Origin of the sequence: Halodesulfovibrio marinisediminis DSM 17456, from assembly GCF_900129975.1 — a bacterium.
In the GTDB taxonomy this organism is placed as follows: Bacteria; Desulfobacterota; Desulfovibrionia; order Desulfovibrionales; family Desulfovibrionaceae; genus Halodesulfovibrio; species Halodesulfovibrio marinisediminis.
The window spans coordinates 395,885-415,397 of sequence record NZ_FSRG01000005.1; the positions used below are offsets into that span (position 1 = coordinate 395,885).

The 19,513-nt window shown below is 46.5% G+C and carries 15 protein-coding genes; 7 read left to right on the forward strand and 8 right to left on the reverse strand.

All coding sequences use genetic code 11. The annotated features are described in order from the left end of the window. Window positions 1-281 precede the first annotated feature (281 nt). The 5 genes from BUR09_RS09750 to BUR09_RS09770 all read right to left on the reverse strand — a co-directional run bounded on the left by BUR09_RS09750 (window position 282) and on the right by BUR09_RS09770 (window position 8,517). A complete protein-coding gene (locus BUR09_RS09750; protein WP_074216748.1) occupies window positions 282-1,982 on the reverse strand; it encodes a sigma-54-dependent transcriptional regulator in 1,701 nt (566 codons plus the stop codon). A 3-nt stretch (window positions 1,983-1,985) separates the two neighbouring features. Then, on the reverse strand, window positions 1,986-3,581 hold the full coding sequence (locus tag BUR09_RS09755; protein ID WP_175566014.1) for a hybrid sensor histidine kinase/response regulator: 1,596 nt from the start codon (window positions 3,579-3,581) through the stop codon (window positions 1,986-1,988). Between the two features lie 52 nt (window positions 3,582-3,633). Next, on the reverse strand, window positions 3,634-4,467 hold the full coding sequence (gene amrB, locus BUR09_RS09760; RefSeq protein ID WP_074216750.1) for an AmmeMemoRadiSam system protein B: 834 nt from the start codon (window positions 4,465-4,467) through the stop codon (window positions 3,634-3,636). Window positions 4,468-4,512: 45 nt separating this feature from the next. Then, complete coding sequence (locus BUR09_RS09765; RefSeq protein WP_074216751.1) at window positions 4,513-7,398, reverse strand: tetratricopeptide repeat protein; 2,886 nt, start codon at window positions 7,396-7,398, stop codon at window positions 4,513-4,515. A 93-nt stretch (window positions 7,399-7,491) separates the two neighbouring features. After that, window positions 7,492-8,517 carry a sigma-54 interaction domain-containing protein gene (locus BUR09_RS09770; protein WP_074216752.1) on the reverse strand — a complete coding sequence of 342 codons (1,026 nt, stop codon included), beginning with the start codon at window positions 8,515-8,517 and terminating at the stop codon, window positions 7,492-7,494. Window positions 8,518-9,225: 708 nt separating this feature from the next. Here BUR09_RS09770 and BUR09_RS09775 point away from each other — a divergent pair. Both BUR09_RS09775 and BUR09_RS09780 read left to right on the forward strand, forming a co-directional pair. Continuing rightward, on the forward strand, window positions 9,226-10,005 hold the full coding sequence (locus tag BUR09_RS09775) for an IclR family transcriptional regulator (protein ID WP_074216753.1): 780 nt from the start codon (window positions 9,226-9,228) through the stop codon (window positions 10,003-10,005). Continuing rightward, window positions 10,005-12,440 carry an acetate--CoA ligase family protein gene (locus BUR09_RS09780; protein ID WP_074216754.1) on the forward strand — a complete coding sequence of 812 codons (2,436 nt, stop codon included), beginning with the start codon at window positions 10,005-10,007 and terminating at the stop codon, window positions 12,438-12,440. The genes BUR09_RS09775 and BUR09_RS09780 overlap by 1 nt, the downstream gene beginning before the upstream one ends. Window positions 12,441-12,661: 221 nt before the next feature. Here BUR09_RS09780 and BUR09_RS09785 read toward each other — a convergent pair whose 3' ends face one another. Beyond that, window positions 12,662-13,858, reverse strand: coding sequence for a peptidase U32 family protein (locus BUR09_RS09785; protein ID WP_245796724.1), 1,197 nt, complete (start codon window positions 13,856-13,858; stop codon window positions 12,662-12,664). A gap of 53 nt (window positions 13,859-13,911) precedes the next feature. Continuing rightward, window positions 13,912-14,778 carry a PHP domain-containing protein gene (locus BUR09_RS09790; RefSeq protein ID WP_074216756.1) on the reverse strand — a complete coding sequence of 289 codons (867 nt, stop codon included), beginning with the start codon at window positions 14,776-14,778 and terminating at the stop codon, window positions 13,912-13,914. Between the two features lie 250 nt (window positions 14,779-15,028). On the opposite strand from BUR09_RS09790, the gene BUR09_RS09795 reads away from it, so the two are divergent. The 5 genes from BUR09_RS09795 to BUR09_RS09815 all read left to right on the forward strand — a co-directional run bounded on the left by BUR09_RS09795 (window position 15,029) and on the right by BUR09_RS09815 (window position 17,710). Beyond that, window positions 15,029-15,232, forward strand: coding sequence for a Trm112 family protein (locus tag BUR09_RS09795; protein WP_074216757.1), 204 nt, complete (start codon window positions 15,029-15,031; stop codon window positions 15,230-15,232). 98 nt (window positions 15,233-15,330) lie between these two features. Then, a complete protein-coding gene (locus BUR09_RS09800) occupies window positions 15,331-15,744 on the forward strand; it encodes an Hsp20/alpha crystallin family protein (RefSeq protein ID WP_074216758.1) in 414 nt (137 codons plus the stop codon). Window positions 15,745-15,749: 5 nt separating this feature from the next. Next, window positions 15,750-16,112: an Hsp20/alpha crystallin family protein gene (locus tag BUR09_RS09805; protein ID WP_074216759.1), complete on the forward strand. Its 363-nt coding sequence runs from the start codon at window positions 15,750-15,752 to the stop codon at window positions 16,110-16,112. A gap of 21 nt (window positions 16,113-16,133) precedes the next feature. Next, window positions 16,134-16,679 carry a phosphodiesterase gene (gene yfcE / locus BUR09_RS09810; protein ID WP_074216760.1) on the forward strand — a complete coding sequence of 182 codons (546 nt, stop codon included), beginning with the start codon at window positions 16,134-16,136 and terminating at the stop codon, window positions 16,677-16,679. Between the two features lie 8 nt (window positions 16,680-16,687). Continuing rightward, window positions 16,688-17,710 (forward strand): tRNA dihydrouridine synthase, encoded by a 1,023-nt coding sequence (locus BUR09_RS09815; protein WP_074216761.1) that lies wholly within the window; start codon window positions 16,688-16,690, stop codon window positions 17,708-17,710. Window positions 17,711-18,083: 373 nt separating this feature from the next. Here the strand turns inward: BUR09_RS09815 and BUR09_RS09820 are convergent, their stop codons facing one another. After that, on the reverse strand, window positions 18,084-19,481 hold the full coding sequence (locus BUR09_RS09820; RefSeq protein ID WP_084539424.1) for a DEAD/DEAH box helicase: 1,398 nt from the start codon (window positions 19,479-19,481) through the stop codon (window positions 18,084-18,086). Between the last annotated feature and the right edge of the window lie 32 nt (window positions 19,482-19,513).

The window sequence follows — 19,513 nt, forward strand, 5'->3', positions numbered from 1 at the left end:
AAGTAGCTTCCCCTAACTTTGTCCAACACATGGGGAAGTTTCCTTTTCAGGAGCAGACCATTTCTCCTGCACTCCCCTCTCTATACCAAGAAGCGTGCCATTTGTCATAACCTATTAATACGCAAGAAAAAAAAATAAATTAATAGTAAGTGATAATGGTTGTCGATGCGAGATGTAGAGAAAGTTGGCTGAATGTCCGTGGTTGCGGACAAAGGCGTCCGCGATTACGGACATGTTTTTTGGTTTTGTGCAGATTTGCGGACAAGTTTGGCTATAAAAATTTATTTTTTGACAGTGTATTTTTTTAGTAGGTCGTATAAATATGAGCGTGATAAGCCGGATAATTTACACGCCGTTGCTACCTTTCCATCAGCTAACGTCATGAGATTTTGAAGATATTGAGTGAAGATCTCATCTCTGAACTCGAAAAAAGGCTTGATGGAGTCAGGTGAAGAAAGAGTGTCCGCAATCGCGGAATTTCCTATTTTTTTGTCCGGATAAGCGGAATCTTGTCTGTAGTGTTCAGTGCCAGACTGTGAGGATATGGGTGCAGCAAGAGAATGCTCCCCTTGTCGAGGGAGTTCTGAAGAGTGAACTTTGTTGTTAGATATTCCAACGGAGTTTGGTTCTGCATTTGGGCGTAACGATGGTGGTGATTGCGGATGAACAAGACGTGGACGTGTTTGCTCCTTAGGAGAAGAAGCAAGTCGTACTGTGTAGTTGTCCAAGCCCTGCTCAGCGTCGGAGATAGCGCAGGAAGCTCCTTTGTGCAGTGGGATAGGTGGTTCTTCACGTTGTGTTCTATCAGCGGCAGCGCGGGCAATATTAATACGAATGTGATCCGGCAAGTGACGGCTGAAAATTTTAGGTGTGTCTTTTGATGCCAACACAGCACGTTCAAGAGTGTGGATCAGTTCACGCACGTTACCTGGCCATGGATATTTTTTGGCGATGTCGAGGAGGTCTGGAGAAATTCCTTTTGCCGGCATGCCGTATTTACCACAGAGCTGCTTTACATAGTGTTCTATGAGCTTGGGTAAGTCGTCTGCTCTGTCCCGTAACGGCGGGAGTGCCATAACAACCGTACGGATTCGGAATAGCAAATCACTTCGGAATGTACCGCGGGCAACCATTTCATCAAGGTCTCTATTGGTGGCGCAGATAAGACGGAAGTCAGATGTCTTTTCTGTACGTGCGCCAACAGGGCGGAACCTGTGTTCCTGAAGAACACGAAGAAAAATTTTCTGCATGGCAAGCGGCAGTTCACCCACTTCATCAAGAAATAGGGTGCCGTTGTTTGCCTGTGCGACAAGACCTTCCCTGTCCTTATCAGCTCCGGTGAATGCACCTTTGCGATGACCGAAAAGAATGGAACTGGCAAGCGTACGAGACATTGACGCGCAGTCCACAGCCACAAACGGACCTGTAGCTCGCAGGCTGTTTTCGTGGATAGCGCGTGCGAATACTTCTTTGCCTACGCCGGTTTCTCCAAGCAGCAAGGCTGACGCATCAGATGATGCTGCTTCAGCTACGAGAGACAGACATTTTTTAATGCCCGCACTATTACCGATAATTCCACCGCGCTTCAGTTTTACGGCACCGTTTTTCGTTGGGCGTTTTCCCCTGTAATCAATGGCGCGGATGAGCGGAAGAACCATGCGGTCAACAGTGCTTTGTTTTTCCACATAATCCCAAGCACCGTTGCGGATAGCTTTTTCTGCTCCGTCCGGTGTTGGGGTTCCTGTCATTACGATAATCTCAGGGTGTCCACGCATTGCGTTGAATTGTGCAATGGCAAGGAGACCGTTGCCATCTGGGAGCTGGGTATTGAGATACACAATATCTGTGTCATGCTTGCGGCCGGAGGCAAAAGCTTCATTTAAGGATTTTACTTGCTTGCTACGATGACCAAGGCCCGTCACAATAGATGATAGTGTTTCGGAAAAAACTGGATCGTTATCAACGATGAGGACGCGAGCCATTGCCTACTCCTGATGGTCTTCAAGTGCGGACTGCACAAGCTGGAAAATATGATTCGTGTCGAGTGGCTTATGTGTCAGTGTCAGCACGCCAGCACCGAGAGCTAGTTCGTTTGTAATCGGGTCTGTCGGGTCTGCACATAAGACAAGACGTGCTGCCGGATGCACTCCGAGTAAGATGCGGGCAAATTCCAGCCCGTTCATTTGCGGCATGGCAAACGTTGAAACAATCAGGTCAAACGTATCCGGTGATTCTAGGAAGAGTCGCAGGGCTTCTACACTGCCGGAAACAGCTTCAATACGGTAACCCAGAGGAACAAGTAGGCTTCGCCACTTTCGGATTTCCTGTTCTTCCGGTGACACAAGCAGGATGCGTTCGCTTCCTAGTCTTGGTGATGGTGCAAGAGGGCGTGACTGATCAACTTCCTGATCATGGAATGGGATATACAGGCAGAATGTGGAGCCGAGTCCTTCTTCAGATAAAACAGTAATACCTCCGTCGTGTGCTCGTGCGATGCCATGGGCAACAGCAAGGCCAAGTCCCTGCGCCCCGTCGCAACTACGGGTAGTGAAGAATGGATCAAAAATTCGTGGGAGTAACTGCTCTGGTATGCCTACGCCAGTGTCTTGTACGGTGATGCGTAAGTATTTGCCTGGAATAAGGTCGGCACGGAATGCGCCAGTGCGTTCATCAAACTCAACTTCTGCCATACGTACGGTAATTTTACCGTTCTCGTTAATTGAGAGAAGCGCATTTTCAAGGAGATTGTCGATAATCTGTCGAATTTGTCCAGCGTCTGCCAAAACTGTACGGTTGTTGGCGCTGAGTTCTTCCAAGAGCTCAACGTGTTCAGGCAGAGTAGAGCGAAAATCGCTGACAGCTTCATCCAGCACTGGCTGTAAGGTGGTCAGGCGCATTTCTCCCTGACCTTGTCTGCTGATAGTTTGAAATTGTTTGATGAGTGCCATAGCGCTATTTGCAGCACCAAGAATTGTGTTCAGGTTACTTTGAACCTGATCATTACCGGAACTTTTTTTGAGCGCGGATTCAGTACTGCTGACTATAGGCCGGATAAGTGTGCTGAAGTCGGACGCAATGCCGCCAGCTAGAATGCCAATAGCCTCCATGCGCTGGGATTGACGAATCTGTTCGTCAATAATCGCTTGTTCAGTTTCAGCATCCTTACGTTCGGTAATGTCTACAAGGGTTCCTTCATAGTATTTGATAGACCCTTTGACAGTGTACACAGTGCGGGCGTTGATGAGTACCCACATGAGCAGGCCGTCCCGTCTGCGAAATTGCATTTCGAAATTTTTTACTTCGCCCTTTGTCTTCAGGTCTGTCAGCAGGTCTAAAAATCTGCCTGCATCAAGGGTGACTTTCTCTTGATCAAGGGGGAAGTTGCGGAGCATTTCTCCGGGAGAAGCGTAGCCGAAAATCTTAGCTAATGCAGGATTGACTAATAGAAAACGACCATTACGCGCTTTGCGGAACATTCCCTCGACTGCATTATCAAAAAAACTGCGCACGTCAATTTCGTCCTTCTGGGAAGGACGGACGTGGATTTGACGGGGAGATTTGTTGGAAGCAGATGTAGACATAGGCGCACAATACGCACCCTGCAAGCACATGGCAATGGCGTTCTTGCGCGGTTTATGGCCGGTCTATGATCACTCCTGCGTAACCTACAACTTGTGAAAGATCTCCGGTAACAGCACCGGAAGAAGTATATTCAAGAATATCAGCGCGTGTGGCACCAACGGCTTCGCAGGCAATTAGTCCTACAGTCATTGGGAGCACGCCGCACATGCTTATGTTGTTGTGCGCAACAGCATTGAGTAGTCCTTGAGGGTCCACTGTCTGCACATACGATAGCGCAAGTGTATCCAGCTTTTTAGCAGCCTCAGCAGAAATATAGTGACTCATATCAGAGCTGACTACGATGGAGCTGTCTGAATCGTGTTTTAATGCTCCGCCGAGAATGGCCCCTATAAGCGCAAGTGTTTCCTGGTTGTGTGTAGCAATGGAGATAGGAACAATAGTTGCTTCTGGGTTGGCAACTTGGATGAAGGGGAGAAGTACTTCCAGAGAATGTTCGTTGGCGTGGGCGAGAGTATCAGCCTCGAATAACGAGCCGGCAGCGAGGAGTTTGTTTCTGGCTTCAATATTTACAGGCACAACTCCAAGAGGTGTTTCCCAATCGCCGCCACTCCAAACTGAAACAGGAGCTCCCCGGCCCGTGTGGTTCGGGCCGAGGAGATAGATTGTATTACTAAGATTGCATGAGCCGAAAGTGTATCCGGCAGTATTTCCGGAGTACATGTATCCAGCGTGGGGTGACATCGCGAGAAGAGTTGGCGCAGTCCGCTTAGTTCCGCGTTGAAGTAATGCCTCTACCTCTGCTCTTAGCTGTTGCGGGTTTGCAGTATAGAATTGGCCTGCAACAACAGGTAACCGTCTTTCAGCGGTGGTATCTGCAGTCTTCATAGATGCTTCCCCTTAGAACATGTTTTTATTTTTTAACTTTAGCTTTTACAGGCTTCCTGTTGGGGAGAATGAGGATGCATCTTTTGACAGATTTTGTGTTGTCAGGTCAGATGTTGCCATTCTTCCGTACAACGATTTCGGATCGGCTGCTACCAACTGGCTGAGAATGTCTTTCCATTTTTTGATATCACCGGTCTTCTTATAGAGTGAAGCAATTCTGTAACGCATTGCAGGATACCCCGGATCATTTTCCGGTACAGCCTGTGCCAGTTCTCGAGCCCATTCCAGAGCTTCTTCAGATCGACCGGTACGTTCTGTAATATCCATTAGTGAGTTCAGCAGGTCTCTTATTTTTTCATTATCCGCTTTTTCAGGATCTTTTGCAGCAAGTTCTTTAAATGTTCGGAGAGAAGTAATGCCGAGCTTGTAAGCTGGCTCAAACTCTTCACGTCGTTCAGCATCACGTGAAAGGAAGTAGTTGATATAGGCTTCCTTCGCGCGCGGCATATCTTCAACGCTCTTCAATCGTGTCCATAAGTCAACAGCCTTATCTGACTGATCGAGATTTTCGTGCGCTAGAGCTACTGCGTAATCAAGTTGGTTTTTACTTTCGTCATTCAACTCCCACAGCTCTACACGGCGTGCAAGTTCGATAATATCGTTCCAGCGTTCGTTGTCCACATATACTGAGAGGGCAAGGCTTAAGCCCATCTCTGAATATTCAGGAATTTTGAGCTGCTGGAAGAATGGGTCGAGAACTTCCAACGCATTGGAAGGCTTGTTCTTTTTCCACATGGAAAGGGCAAGCGCTACGCGGCTTTCAGGAGTAAGTTTCGGTTCCTGATTGTGCACGATCGGGAAGTCGTCCCAAATCTGGAGAATCTTCTCGTAGTTTTCTTCTTTAATATTGTTGGCAGTCAATACGCTGAATGAGCGCATGGCCACTTCTTTTACTCTTGGAATAAGCTCGTGGTTCGGGTGTTTTTCCATGAAGGAAGAAGCCGTGGCCAGAGCTTCCGGATGCTGGTTGTTCCACAGGTACCAGATTGCTTTTTTCAATCGTGCCAGTGGAGCCAGACGGCTTTGCGGGTATTCCTCGATAATCTTGGAGTAGATTTCAAGTGGCTTTAAGCTGTACGGCTTGTCGAACACTGAGAACATGTCTGAAATGGTCGGAGTATCGTATTTGCCTTCTTCTGCAAGACGCATGAGCGATACCAGGCCGCCATCACGGCTAGGGAATTTGCGTACTGCTTCTTCGTAAATTTCACGGGCAGCATCAAACTCTTCTGTTTCAAGGTAGATGTCACCAAGACGGGCAAGAACCATGTCAGCATCATCACCATCAGGATCAATGTTGTAGTATGTCCAGTAGTGCATACGGGCTTCGTCTGATTTACCAAGACGATACGCAACGTCACCCATCTGGCTCAGGAACGGTGGGTAGTCGAGGTAGAAGCGAGGCCAGCGTTTTCCAACATAGTCAACAATCTGGTATGCCTGATCGTAGTAGGCAAGCTGGTATAAGGACCTTGCAAGTCCGACACCGGCTTCGCGTACGAACTTAGTGTCCGGATATTTCTGAACGATGTACTGGAAGTTATCCGCTGCTTTCTGCCATTCTTTTTCTTTAAAGTAGTGCTCACCCCAGTAGTAGTACGTTGCAGGAATGAGGTCATCTTTAGGGTGGTTGCGGCGCAGAATATTGAAGTATGCTCCTGCTTCACGCACGTTACCAATCTTTAAGTTTGTGTAGCCGAGTCGCAGCAGGTGGCTCGGGACTTTTGGACTTTTGAGGTCGAAGTTCATTGCTTCTGTTGTTGCGGCAATAATACTTTCGTAGTTGTTTGTAAGGTTATTTTTGCCCATTGCATACTGAGTATCCGCAATGCCGTTAAGCACTTCGTTACGCTGCTTTTTAGTCAACGTCGGAATACGCTTGAGTTCTTTGTAAGAATCCAAAGCTTCATCGTACACGCCGTTATTCAGGGCCATTTTAGCTAATTTGAGAAGGTGGTCAGGACTTGGTGGCGGTGCCACTTCGTTCCCGTTTTTGTCTACCCACACAATTTTGGTTTGTTCATCAGAGCTGACAATTTTTTCCAGCTTTTGCTCAGGGACAGAAACATTGCCAACATGTGGCATAGGTTCTTTCATTGCAGCCTGACTATTCTTTTGAACAGGTTTTGGCTGTGCAATGTTTGCCTGAGGAGAATTTTTCTGTGTTGCAACAGGTGTGTTTGCTGGAACAGATTGTGCTGGTGAAGCCGCTGTAGGCTGAGTGACCCATGATTCAGGCCCGCCTTTGTTTACGCGACTTCTGAATGCATTATCAGCAGTGAAAAATGGTTGTTTTCCATTTTTACGGTGAGGTGCTGCCTTGATGCGGGATTGAGTTGGCTGCTCATTGATAGCAGGAGATGTTGCTTGCGCAGGCTGCACGACAGGTGCCGGTTTTTTGGCAACAGTTTTTTTAGCAGGTTGCTTTTTCGTTGATGCTTTTTTCTTGGATGTAGCAGGAGTAAAAGTACCCTTACGATCCGGATAAATATCAAACGCAATTTTGTTGGTATCGGCCCTAGAAGTTTTGACACGGAATCCATTGAGCTTAGTACGGATGCGCAATGTTTTACCTGCATCTTTAGGAGCAGCTAGAAATTGGGCTGAGTTGATACGTCGCCCGTTTTTAATGGGCTTAAGCGATTTGACAGCCTGCTTTTTTTGAGGCGTGACAAAGGTAAGCTCATTTTTACCTGTACGGGTGAGCGTAAAGTTTTTGACTGGGGAATCAAACGCAATAACAAGGCGTTCAAACTTTGGATGTTTGCCCCAATACCAAGATGCAGCCTGTGTTTCTGCGGGTAATGCAACCGACAGAGATCCTACCACCACTATGAGCCAGATAAGTCTGGAACTAATATGTTTTATCACAGCTATCTCATTGCAATTAATGTGCAAGAAACGGACGCAATGCACCCCTGAAAGTCCAATGCAATACAAAATGTATTGTAGTGCCTAAGATAATTAGTCAATTTTTTTCTTTTTGAGCTTTTCGATAAGCGTGGTGCGTTTGACACCCAATATTTCGGCAGCCTGGTTTTTAACACCGTTTGCTTGCTGCAGGGCTTCCAACAATAGTTTTTCTTCGACAGTGTCAAGAAAGTCTTTAAGTGGAAGTTTTTGCTCGTTTAGATCCTGAATACAAGGCCAGCGGAATCCTTCCTGTTGTGATCGAATAGGTTCCAGAGCAACAGGTTCTGGAAGTTCTTCGATAACCCCTACCTGATCGAGAATTTTGCGAGGGAGATCAGCTGGAGAAATGCAATTGGAATCGCAAAGAATTGTCATGCGTTCCATAAAGTTTTCCAGTTCGCGGACGTTACCAGGCCAGCTGTAGGCAGCGAGAATTTTACGAGTGTCAGGAGATAGCGTAAGCCGTGGTCGTTGCTGTTTTTCGCTGAATTTTTGTAAAAAATGCTCGCACAGAAGCAGAATATCACCACCGCGCTCCCGAAGAGCAGGCAACTGAAGAGGAATAACGTTCAGGCGGTAGTAAAGATCTTCTCTAAACCGTCCTGCTGCAACCTCAGCTTCCAGATCGCGGTTTGTTGCTGCAACAATGCGTACGTCAACATTTTTTATTGATGATCCGCCAACACGTTCAATTTCTTTTTCCTGAAGAACGCGCAAAATTTTAACCTGAAGAGTCAGGTCCATTTCGCCTATTTCATCAAGAAAGATAGTGCCGCCGTCTGCTAGTTCAAAACGGCCGGGACGTGAACGTATAGCGTGAGTGAACGCGCCTTTTTCATGGCCGAAGAGTTCGGATTCAAGAAGGTCACGTGGGATTGCACCGCAGTTGATGGGAACAAATGGTGCGTCTTTTCGAGTGCTGTTTGCATGTAGGGAACGTACTAGTAATTCTTTACCAGTGCCAGATTCACCTGTGACAAGTACTGTACTATCCGTTGGGGCAACTTTGGCGAGAACGCTGAAGACATCCTGCATAACAGATGATTGTCCAATCGTTCCAAGTTTGTTCAGGCTCATTTCCTCTCCGAATTGATTACGTCCCCCCTGCTAACGCATCCCCTTAAGCCTAATGACTGTCAAGTTTATGACGTTTAGTCAATAGAAAACTTCCTAACGTATATAGAGCCTTACCTTATTTGAAAATGACATTAAGGCAAGTTTTTTGTTGTACTAGCGGTAAATTAATTTGAAGTTTAGTGTTGTATTTTGTTTTCATAAACAAGAAAGTATACAAAAGAATATATTGAGAATGAAAAAAAATTATTTTTGAGCTTTTTATCAATGTGAAAAACTGAAAAAAAGAAAAAGAAATATAGAAGAACAAAAAGAAATGCTTATTTAAACTACATATTTTCACTGAATTGTAGTGTATAAGAGTTTTATGTGTATAATTTGCTGTATAACTTATTTTTTTAGTAGTATTTTAGATGGACTCTAAAATAGAACAAAAAACGTTTAGTTTTGTTGATTGAAAAGTTGTATTTATACAAAAATATATTTTTTTTAATACAACATTTTTCAATGTGTCTGTTGCTTACTTGTATTTATCTATTTAACTTATGATGGTTTTATGGAGTTGTGGTTGGATAAAGTGAAATGATATTGGTGTGTTGTTTGTTTGTCTTCATGGTTGGGATATGTATGTTGTATTGTGGTTACGTTGACAGCAGTTCGAAGGAATGTATACTTTTCTGAAAACAATTCGATAATGTCGAGGAATAGGTTATGTCCCAACAATCTATAGAACGTGCAACCCGAGTACTTGGGTTGTTTACATTTGAACGGCCAAGCTGGCGTGTGAGTGACATTGCGAAGACACTTGATCTTGCAATCGGCACCACACACGGCATTGTAAAAGCCTTGGCTAACAGTGATTATCTTGCGCAGGATCCTGCGACTAAAGAATATAAATTAGGTTTGAAACTTATGGAGCTTGGTTCGTTGCAGTCTGCCACGTACGAGCTCAATCGTAAATCTGCCACTCCGATTACCTACCTTGCTCAACATACTGATACGATTGGCAGGGTTGGCGTGTTGTACCATAATGCAATTTTAACAACATTAAGTACTGATCATCAGGAATGGCATCCTTCATCATATATCGGTCCTACAGTTCCTGCATATTGTACTGGCATGGGCAGGGCAATTTTGTCACAGCTGCCAATGCGGGAGCTTGTGGAACATCTGGCAACCGTTCAGTTATTGCCATACACCCCGAAAACGTTGACTGACCCTGTTGAGTTGCATGAAGAAATCAGCGCAACCCGTGAGCGCGGTTATTCATTGGTTTTCGGTGAAACTCTTATTCATTTAAATACAATCGGCGCACCCGTTTGGGGGGCAGAAGGTAAGGTCATTGGTGCAATCAGCGTAAGCGGCACAAATGATGTTATTGGCCCTGAAACAGATATTGTAGGTTTTGCAAACCGGCTCATGGACGTTGCATCAGAGATTTCTGTGCAGATGGGCTATAGAGCGCAGCCAAAATTTGTGGATGAAACATAATGCAGAATTACGACGCCTTTTCGCACGCGAAGACTACAGCTAATATTGATTTTGACGCTATTACCGAGATTTTCACACAGGCGCATAGTGAGGGCCGCTCATCATTGTATGAACATGAAGTATATCGTGTCATGGAGAGCATTGGTTCCGAAACACCGCCGCAGGTTAAATTGATTCCACGGGGAACTCGTCCTTCAGACGACGAGTTGATGAGTATTCCTGGAAAAAAAGTAGTGCTTAAGATAGTTTCGCCTACTATTGTCCATAAAACAGAAGTGGGCGGGGTTCGTATAGTTGAACGCGAGCCAAGTAAAATTCGTTCCGCATGGCGTCGTATGATGTATGAAGTTCCGGAAAAGTATGCCCGTTGGATAGAGCGGCATCCGGATGCTGCCCCCGAAGAGTATGCCGGACTGTCCGGAACCGCACTGGAAGAAGCAATTTCTCTAGATTTGAAAGGCGTGCTGCTTGTGCAGTTTATGCCGCCTGATTCTGACGCATTCGGCAATGAACTTATTGTCGGCATCAGACGTACCCGTGAATTTGGTATGGTGTTGAGTGCTGGTCTAGGCGGAACTGATGCTGAACTGTACGCTGAACGATTTAAGAAGAATCAGGCTATTGTTGCTGCATCTACAAAGCTGACAGACGGTGAAACCTTTTTTAGCTATTTCAGGCAGACAATTTCGTTTGAGAAATTGGCAGGCCGGACACGTGGTCAGGAACGAATCGTTTCTGATGATCAGTTGTTAGAGTGTTTTGATGCCTGTATTCTTCTGGCGAACTACTATTCTCCGATAAACCCGGATGCTCCATTTATTATTGATGAGTTTGAGATCAACCCCTTTGCGTTTACAGATTTTCTTATGGTTCCCTTGGACGGGTTGTGCCGCTTCTCTTTGCCGGAGAAAGGTGTAACGCCTCGTCCTGTAGCAAAGATAAAAAATCTGCTGCATCCTGAGACTATTGGTATCATCGGTGTGTCTGCATCCCGTGAAAACTTTGGTCGTATCATCCTGCGCAACGTTCTTGCTGAAGGGTTCCCGAAAGAACAGGTACGTATTATTCGTGAAGGTTGTGATGAAATTGAAGGCGTGCGCTGTATTCCTTCAGTAGATACAGACGGCAAGCTCGATATGCTTGTTATGGCAGTTCCTGCTCAGCATATTCCAGCTATTGTAGATGAGGTTATCCAGAAGGACGCAGCAAACAGTGTAATGCTGATTGCTGGTGGTCTTGGTGAAACTGAAGACAGTCAGGAACGTGCGAAGCAGGTTATTGCTGAGATTAATAAAGCGCATGAGTCCAAAGATGGCGGCCCCGTATTTATTGGTGCAAACTGTATGGGGATTGTATCCCGTCCCGGTGGCTACAATACATGGTTTATTCCGGAAAACAAGTTTCCACGGAACGGCCTTGGAACTCCACGTCGTGCTGCACTCGTTAGCCAGAGTGGAGCGTTCATGCTGTTCGGACTCAGCCGTTATCCGCACCTTTCACCGAACTATATGATCTCTATGGGCAATCAGACCGACCTTACTTTGGGCGATATGGTTACCTATCTTAAAGATGATGAGAATGTCGATGTGATTGCTGTCTACGCAGAAGGCTTTAATGACCTCGACGGACTGGCATTCTGCCGCTCTGTTCGAGAAGCCGTTCTGGCAGGCAAAGAGGTTGTGTTCTACAAAGCAGGACGTACGCCGGAAGGTAAATCAGCAACCAGTGGTCACACCGCATCACTTGCTGGTGACTACATGGTTGCCGAAAGCTGTGTGCGTCAGGCTGGTGCTGTTGTAGCACAGACTGTAGAGCAGTTTCAGGACCTCTTCATGCTGGCTGAAACACTGCATTCGAAAAAAGTTGAAGGCAATCGTATTGGTGCTATCAGTGGTGCTGGATTTGAAGCTGTAAGTATGGCGGACAGCATCGACGTAGGTACCTTTACCATGAAGCTCGCCCCGTTTTCTGATAAGGCAGCGAACAAGTTCCGTGCACTACTTAAAGAAAAGCGCCTTGAATCACTTGTTTCTATTTCAAATCCAATGGATGTTACTCCGGCAGGTGATGATGAGCTTCACGTAGAAGTTGCGAAGATTATGTTGGATGAGCCGACCGTGGATGCGGTTGTGCTTGCTCTGACTCCGCTTAGCCCGATGATGCAGTCTTTGGATATTGAAAAAGGTGATCCTTTTAGTATGCATAATGAAAAGAGTATCCTTTCCCGAGCGCTTGAACTGGCAAAGCAGTCAGACAAACCGCTTGTGTGTGCGTCTGATGGCGGTGTGCTGTTTGAGCCAATGCGTGAAGCATTGAACGAAGCAGGGGTGCCTGTATTCCAGACAGCAGATAGAGCAGTAGCAGCGTTGGCGCGCTATGTTCAGTCTCGTCTGCATGCGAAGTCTATTCGTTGTGGCGGTTGCGGGATTCGATAGTTTTGCTGTTGCCTCCGGCGGGCAGGCGGGCGTTGCCCCCTGCACCCCCGCAAGGGAACGCGTCCCCTTGACCCCGATTAGGGGACCCATTTGGGGGAGGCATGGCTATCTGAGACGTTTATGTTATCCTTACTCTGAATAAAAAAGAGCTGCCCTACTTAGATAGGGCAGCTCTTTTTTATTATGTGAAATGTAGTAAGCGTATGCTGTGAAACTATTCGCTAGCTGCGAAGGAAAAGACCTTCAGCGAAGTGCTCGCTTTCACAACGGATGAATCCAAACATGCCCGGGTGTACTGTATCCACAGCTTCACCACGATGGTTTTCAAGCTGGAAGCTTCCTACTGGAAGTACCGGACGTTTGAGGCCTGGAACCATAATCTGTACTGGCTTGTCTGCTCGGAACGGAGAACGCACGGCGATTTGCCATTTGCTGTCGCTTTCTTTTTGGACGAGCTTGGCAACAATTGGGGTACAGTCTTTCTTTGGTAGTGGGGGCACAGATTTTCTGTGACCTTTTGGCAGGAAGAAGCCTGTGCTTAAATTCCTTGATGCAGTATTTTGCAGTTCACGGATATACTCATCATATCGGAACTGCTTAGCTGCTACGTCGTCGATGGCTGTTCTGTATACATCCACTACGTGTGCCACGTAGCTTGGAGTTTTCATACGTCCTTCGATCTTAAGTGATGCAACATTGTTCTGACAGAACCATCGCATGTATTTGACAAGGCAAAGATCTTCCGGAGCCCAGAATGCACTATGCGGACCTTCATGGGTAACGTCCCATGTTGGACCTTCGCGCATACCTTCTTCTACGGTCAGACGCATATCCTGAACGGTAAGTCCTTTATATTCGAACCGACATGGATGAGTGCATTCACCAAGATTTGCAGGACGCTGGCTCATCCATGATGACAAAAGACAACGACCGGAGAGGGCAAGACACATCGCGCCCTGCACGAATACTTCAAATTCCATGGTCGGGTATGCCTTAGTGAGCTGACTGATAGCATGTGCGCCAAGCTCGCGTGCAAGGTTGACACGTTCGATTCCGAGATCATGCCAGAACCCTACAGCTTCACTGTTTGATGTGTTTGCTTGCGTACTGAGATGGATAGACTTGTTCGGTGCAATACGGCGTGCCATGCGAAGCACACCCGGATCAGCGATGATGATGCCATCTACACTGGACTCAGCAAGATGCTCGAGGGATTCCTGTACACCGGCAAGATGCTTTTCGTGAGGCAGGATATTAAGTGTGTAGTAGATGGAAGCATTTTTCGCATGCGCTTTGGAGCAGGCTACTTCAAGTTCTTCCCAGTCAAAACCGCCGGAGCTTGCGCGAAGGCTGTGTTTTTTTCCACCAAGATAACAAGCATCTGCACCGTAAAGCAGTGCAGTATCAAGTCTGTCCATATCTCCTGCTGGACAAAGCAGTTCAGGCAATTTTTTTGTCATAATATTTGTAACTAAACAGGAAGTCCCTGCTTAGAGCGTAGTTCTTTTAAGTTATCAAGCACATTGTGCGGTACAAACAACCCACCCTTACCACGGCCAAGCGCAATATTAGGCTTCACCGCGCCGTGATAGTCCGATCCGCCAGTGAGTGCAAGTCCATGTACGGCTGCAAGCTCGACAACAAGTCGTGTTGAAGCATCACCGTGTTCACTGTGGTAGGCTTCCAACGCATCCAGCCCGTGAGGTTTCAGCGTCGCGATCATATCATTAAGATACTCTGTGGAGCGCCCATGAATACACATATGAGCCCATGATACGGTAGCTCCTTCCTCTTTCAGCAGCTTGACACCTTCAATTGGTGTAAGAACTTTTTTGGGAGCGTATGCCTTGCCACCGTCGCACAGCATTTCGTCAAAAACGCTTTTTACAGTCTTAAAGTATTTTTTATTAACAAGAACCTGCGCAATATGAGGGCGACCAACAGAACCGTCACCAGCGGCTTCAAGCACTTCTTCATAGGTAATATCCATACCAAGTGCCTGCAGTTTTTCAACGATGATCTTGTTGCGTTCAGCGCGGTATTTACGCAACTCACCCATTACGTTTTGCAGCTTAGAAGCTTTTGGATCAAGCCAAAGGCCGAGAAGATGAATTTCACCGAAGTCGGTTTTTACTCCCAGTTCGCAGCCCGGGATAACGTCAACACCGAGCTCCTTACCTATATCCATAGCTTCTTCAACACCGGCAACGGTATCGTGGTCTGTTAGTGCAAGTGTTGTAATGTTGTTTTTTTTAGCTAGTTGTATCAGTTCTTCAGGAGAGTCACTTCCATCAGAAGCTGTCGAATGCGTGTGCAAGTCGATATATGTCCGCGTCATATTTCCTTCCGTTTGTAGGACTATCTACTAATGTCTCTGGTTGTTCTTTCACCATTTTAATTACGCCTGCGGTTTGCGCCTTGTCAAATGGCGAATTTGTGGTGTTCTCTATCTTACTTATTTTATAAGCTCTTATTTTAAATTTTTTCAAAATTATACTACGCCGCTTCTTGTTGCTGTGCGTACAGTAACTGCGTATACTACCCCTTCTGCACACAACGTGTGTATATATTTTTTAAGGAGTCGTACTGTGACTGTACAAGCTGATTTACTGAAGATTCTTGCCTGCCCGAAGTGTAAGAACTCTCTTGAACTTACTGAAGATAAAGACGGACTTTCTTGCTCCAAATGCAACGTTGTGTACCCTATTCGCGAAGAAATTCCTGTAATGTTGGTAGAAGAATCCATCCCTCAGGAAGACTGGGACAACGGAGTGCGCGAAGCACGTAAGTAAGTTTTCCCCGCTCGCTCAGTTGTAGTCTTGCACGCAGTTGCTTATCTTGACGGATTGTTGTCTCTGCTTATGATATCTGCTGAAAGGAGAGCCGGATTATGGTTATCAATTATGGATCCTTTTACGACTTCCCTCATCTGTTTGATAAACTGATGAATGACCTGCACGACCCGCAGCCAACTTCCTTGAGAGGCGCAACATTTCCTCCGCTGTACATCAGTGAGGATGATGTAAACGTCTATGTAAGGGCACTGCTGCCGGGGGCTGCAATGGAAGACGTAGAGCTAGCTATTGAAGATAATACCCTTGTGCTTCGAGGGGAACTCAAGCCTGTTCAAGGAAAATATCACCAACAGGAACGCCCGACAGGCTCATTTCAACGGCTGGTAAAAGTCAATGTTCCGATCCATAAAGACGGTATTACCGCAACCATGAAGTCCGGCATGCTGTTTGTTCAGTTGCCTAAGTCTACGGCAATGCAGCCGCACACAATCCATATCCAACCAAGGTAGCAGCTATGCACCAGATAGCTAACAGAATAGGAAAGCGTCCACTGGTACAGCCCCCATCTGATTTTGTTGAACGGGAAGACGGATTTTATCTCTACCTTGATATGCCGGGAGTAGAGAAAGAAAAACTCCTTTTGGACATTGAAAACGACAAGCTTTCGGTTCAGGCAAAATCTAACTTCGGACTTGTTTCTGGAGAACGTGTACACTCTATGGAATTTGGGGAAGTGGAGTATTGTGCGCGTTTTGAAGTAAGCGAGCTTGTGGATAAAGAAAGGGTAAGCGCCAAATTTGAAAACGGCGTACTGACAATATATCTTCCAAAACGGAATGAAGTACCGCCTAAGCGCATTAAAATTGACGTCCTCTAACTATTTTTACAGACACACTTAATGAAAATTTTATTTATCTCAGATTTGCACGGTTCTTATGACCGTGCAAAAACTGTTTTGGACAAGGCTGAAAAAATTAATCCGGACTGCATTGTACTGCTTGGTGACCTGCTGTACCACGGTCCTCGTAACCCGCTTCCAGTGGGACACGATCCTAAAGCGACTGTCGGCCTTCTGAACAGCTACAAAGACAAAATTATTGCGGTGCGCGGTAATTGCGATGCAGAAGTAGACCAGATGGTACTCGAGTTCCCGATTATGTCAGATTTCTCTTGGTTGCTCGCGGACGGTCGCCGCATCTTCCTTACCCACGGTCATCTGTGGAATCCAGAAAACATGCCTCCGCTTTGTGCAGGAGATATCTTCGTATACGGACATGTTCATCGTCCTAAAGCATATACTGATGAAAATGGCATTATCATCTGGAACCCGGGTTCATGTTCACTTCCTAAACAGAGTGATCGCCCTACGTATGCGGTGTATGAAGATAACACCTTCTGTGTTTTTGAATTAGACGACACACGCATTCTTGAACAAATTTTGTAGGGGTATCCATGCAAGCTGCTGAATCTTTCTCTGCGCCTATTACATTGCGCGGTAGAACCATCCAGAATCGCCTGTGTCTTGCCCCTATGGCAGGACTCGGACACATTGCATACCGCTCTGTTGCCGCACATTACGGTGGTTACGGTCTTCTGTTTACAGGTATGTGCAGCGCCCGCGCTGTACCAACAGAAAATCGTTACAAGTCTCCGGTGTTCAGCTGGCAAGATGAAGAACTGCCCAAGCTGGTATGCCAATTGTTTGGTGCTGCACCGGATGACATGGCACTCGCCGCAGAACGTGTTCAACAAGAAAACTTCTTTGGTGTTGATATCAACATGGGATGTTCAGTTGCTCCCATTGTAGACAGGCAATGTGGTGCTGATCTCATGCGTGATGTTGATCGTGCCTGTGAGATGGTTGAAAAGGTTCGCAAAGCTGTTGATATCCCGTTGTTTGTTAAATTCAGAACAGGCTGGCAGAACGAGCCGGAACCAGCAATAGCCTTTGCAAAAATGCTGGAACAGGCTGGTGCGGATGCATTGACATTCCATCCGCGTGTTGCACCAGACAGACGCACAAAGCGCCCACGCTTTGATGATATCACGCTCGTAAAAGAGGCTGTATCAATCCCAGTTTTTGGAAACGGTGACGTGTGGGATGTTGCATCTGCTAAAGCTATGGTGGAGCGCACAGGTTGTGACGGTCTCGCCATTGGTCGTGCGGCAATTTCCAAGCCGTGGATGTTTGCAGAACTGTCTGAAGGCTTCGAAGCGACACCGGAAACGTATAGAGAATCGCTCTTTTTGTTTTTGGATCAAATTGAAAAATGGTACGACCCGACCCGTGCGATTAAGCTTTACAAAAAGTACTGCATGTATTTTGCGGCAAACTTTTTATATGGTAACCGCTTGTTCGGGCAGTTGATTGCTGGTGATACCATGGAGATTATGCGTGAAAACGCAGGGCGTTGTTTTGGCGATAGGATTCCGCAAATTTCTAAGAGCCTCAATGCCCTGATGATGAACCGATAGTATTGAGACTTTTCTGTCGTTAGTACTTGTAGCGGGGACTTGAGAGTCTGTAGACTGTTTTTTCGATATCTTGTGGTTCATGCTACACTACTCTTCTCGTAAAAAGAAAAGGGCTGTCCTAGTTACATAGGTCAGCCCTTTTTATTTAAGTCAGTAGCGTAAAGTCGTGTGGAGGCATAGTCAACGGATTTACCTCGGGAGTAAAAGTCTTTGGAAGGGGGGCTGGGGGAGAACCTTTCTACAGAGCCTTAGCCGTTCTCGAAGAATGAGAGAGTACGGATAAGGACAGTGAAACAAGGTTTCAACCAGCCGTCGGAGACAAAATAAAAACGTCGTAGATCCGCCGGAGGCAAATCGCAGCTAGCAATTAAGCCTACCGCTTGCGGCGTGGTTTAGCACTACGTGAGCTACTTGGCTTTTTACCTTGAGGCTTCTTACCTTGCGGTTTGCGTTTGAAGCTTGGCTTGCGGTGTGAGTCTGTGTGTGTGTCAGATTTGTTGTTACCTGACGGCTCGTTGTAGTTGAAGTTAGCGAGCTTGCGCAGCGCAAAAGACTTACCAATGTCTTGCTCCATCTGGAGCATGCGCATGAGCTCTTTTTCACCAAGAAGGGTTATGGCCGTTCCTTTGCGGTATGCCCGTGCTGTGCGTCCTACACGGTGGATGTACTTGTCTGCACTATCAGGCGTGTCGAACTGAATGATGTGTGTGATGTGATCGAGATCAATACCGCGTGCAACAAGGTCAGTGGCAACAAGGATTCGTGCTTCACCTGTTTGCATTTTTTCAAGCATTTTGTTGCGCTTTGACTGCGAAAGGTCACTGTGCAGCGCAGCTACTTCACCGAACTTGTTGGCAAGTGTACGTTCAAGGGCACGACAAGTTTCTTTGGTGTTGGTGAAGATAATGATGCCACCGTCAGCCTTGGAGTGCGGACTGTGCTCAGCACGTTTTTGCTTGTGGACAAGATTGTCAGAGTCATTGAGCAGCAGCGGCATAAGTGTGAGCAGTAGCTTTTTCTTGAGATGCGGTGGAACTGTGAAAAGTTCGTGCGTGATGTCCGGCTTTGCTTCTTCTGTGCGTACATCAATAACTTTTGGGTCTTTTGTGTAGGTGCATGCAAGCTGTTCAATAGGCTTTGGCATGGTTGCAGAGAAGAATGCGGTAGTGCGCTTGGACGGAACACGATCTAAAATTTTCTGGATATCCGGTAGGAATCCGAGATCGAACATACGGTCTGCTTCATCAATTATGAGTGTATCGATGCCGCCGAGACGGATTTCTTTTTGATTCATGAAGTCCAGTAGACGCCCGGGGGTTGCCACAATGATTGTAGATTGTTTGGCAGCTTTTTTTTGTGGTGCAGCGCCGGCACCGCCATATACAGCTCCGCATCGGTAGCCAGTCTGTAGTCCAAGTGCGATGCAAGTTTTTTGAATCTGGAGCACAAGTTCACGGGTTGGAGCAAGGATAAGCGCGCGAACGGGACCACGCTTGAGAGCGTCTTCATCTGCTAAGTATTGAAGCAATGGAAGCAGGAATGCCGCAGTCTTACCAGTGCCTGTGTTTGCAAGGGCAATGGTGTCTCTTCGTTCAAGCAGAATAGGAATTACAGCCTGTTGTACCGGAGTAGGGGCGGTAAACTTGCAGGCGGATAAACCGGAACGAATTCGCTGATCAAAAGAAAATTGATCAAAAGGTACCTTTTCTACCTCAGAGGTAGTTTCAGGTTCTTTTTTTTGTTCGTTGGCGTTTGCTTCAGGCGTAGTCATGGGGATCCTTTGTTGTTCAACATTACATTCAG

What these genes read in the sequence shown, in the direction of transcription:
- BUR09_RS09750 (WP_074216748.1), bottom strand. Translation starts at nt 1,982, where the DNA reads ATGGCTCGCGTCCTCATCGTTGATAACGATCCAGTTTTTTCCGAAACA.
- BUR09_RS09755 (WP_175566014.1), bottom strand. Translation starts at nt 3,581, where the DNA reads ATGTCTACATCTGCTTCCAACAAATCTCCCCGTCAAATCCACGTCCGT.
- amrB (WP_074216750.1), bottom strand. Translation starts at nt 4,467, where the DNA reads ATGAAGACTGCAGATACCACCGCTGAAAGACGGTTACCTGTTGTTGCA.
- BUR09_RS09770 (WP_074216752.1), bottom strand. Translation starts at nt 8,517, where the DNA reads ATGAGCCTGAACAAACTTGGAACGATTGGACAATCATCTGTTATGCAG.
- BUR09_RS09775 (WP_074216753.1), top strand. Translation starts at nt 9,226, where the DNA reads ATGTCCCAACAATCTATAGAACGTGCAACCCGAGTACTTGGGTTGTTT.
- BUR09_RS09780 (WP_074216754.1), top strand. Translation starts at nt 10,005, where the DNA reads ATGCAGAATTACGACGCCTTTTCGCACGCGAAGACTACAGCTAATATT.
- BUR09_RS09785 (WP_245796724.1), bottom strand. Translation starts at nt 13,858, where the DNA reads ATGGACAGACTTGATACTGCACTGCTTTACGGTGCAGATGCTTGTTAT.
- BUR09_RS09790 (WP_074216756.1), bottom strand. Translation starts at nt 14,778, where the DNA reads ATGACGCGGACATATATCGACTTGCACACGCATTCGACAGCTTCTGAT.
- BUR09_RS09800 (WP_074216758.1), top strand. Translation starts at nt 15,331, where the DNA reads ATGGTTATCAATTATGGATCCTTTTACGACTTCCCTCATCTGTTTGAT.
- BUR09_RS09805 (WP_074216759.1), top strand. Translation starts at nt 15,750, where the DNA reads ATGCACCAGATAGCTAACAGAATAGGAAAGCGTCCACTGGTACAGCCC.
- yfcE (WP_074216760.1), top strand. Translation starts at nt 16,134, where the DNA reads ATGAAAATTTTATTTATCTCAGATTTGCACGGTTCTTATGACCGTGCA.
- BUR09_RS09815 (WP_074216761.1), top strand. Translation starts at nt 16,688, where the DNA reads ATGCAAGCTGCTGAATCTTTCTCTGCGCCTATTACATTGCGCGGTAGA.
- BUR09_RS09820 (WP_084539424.1), bottom strand. Translation starts at nt 19,481, where the DNA reads ATGACTACGCCTGAAGCAAACGCCAACGAACAAAAAAAAGAACCTGAA.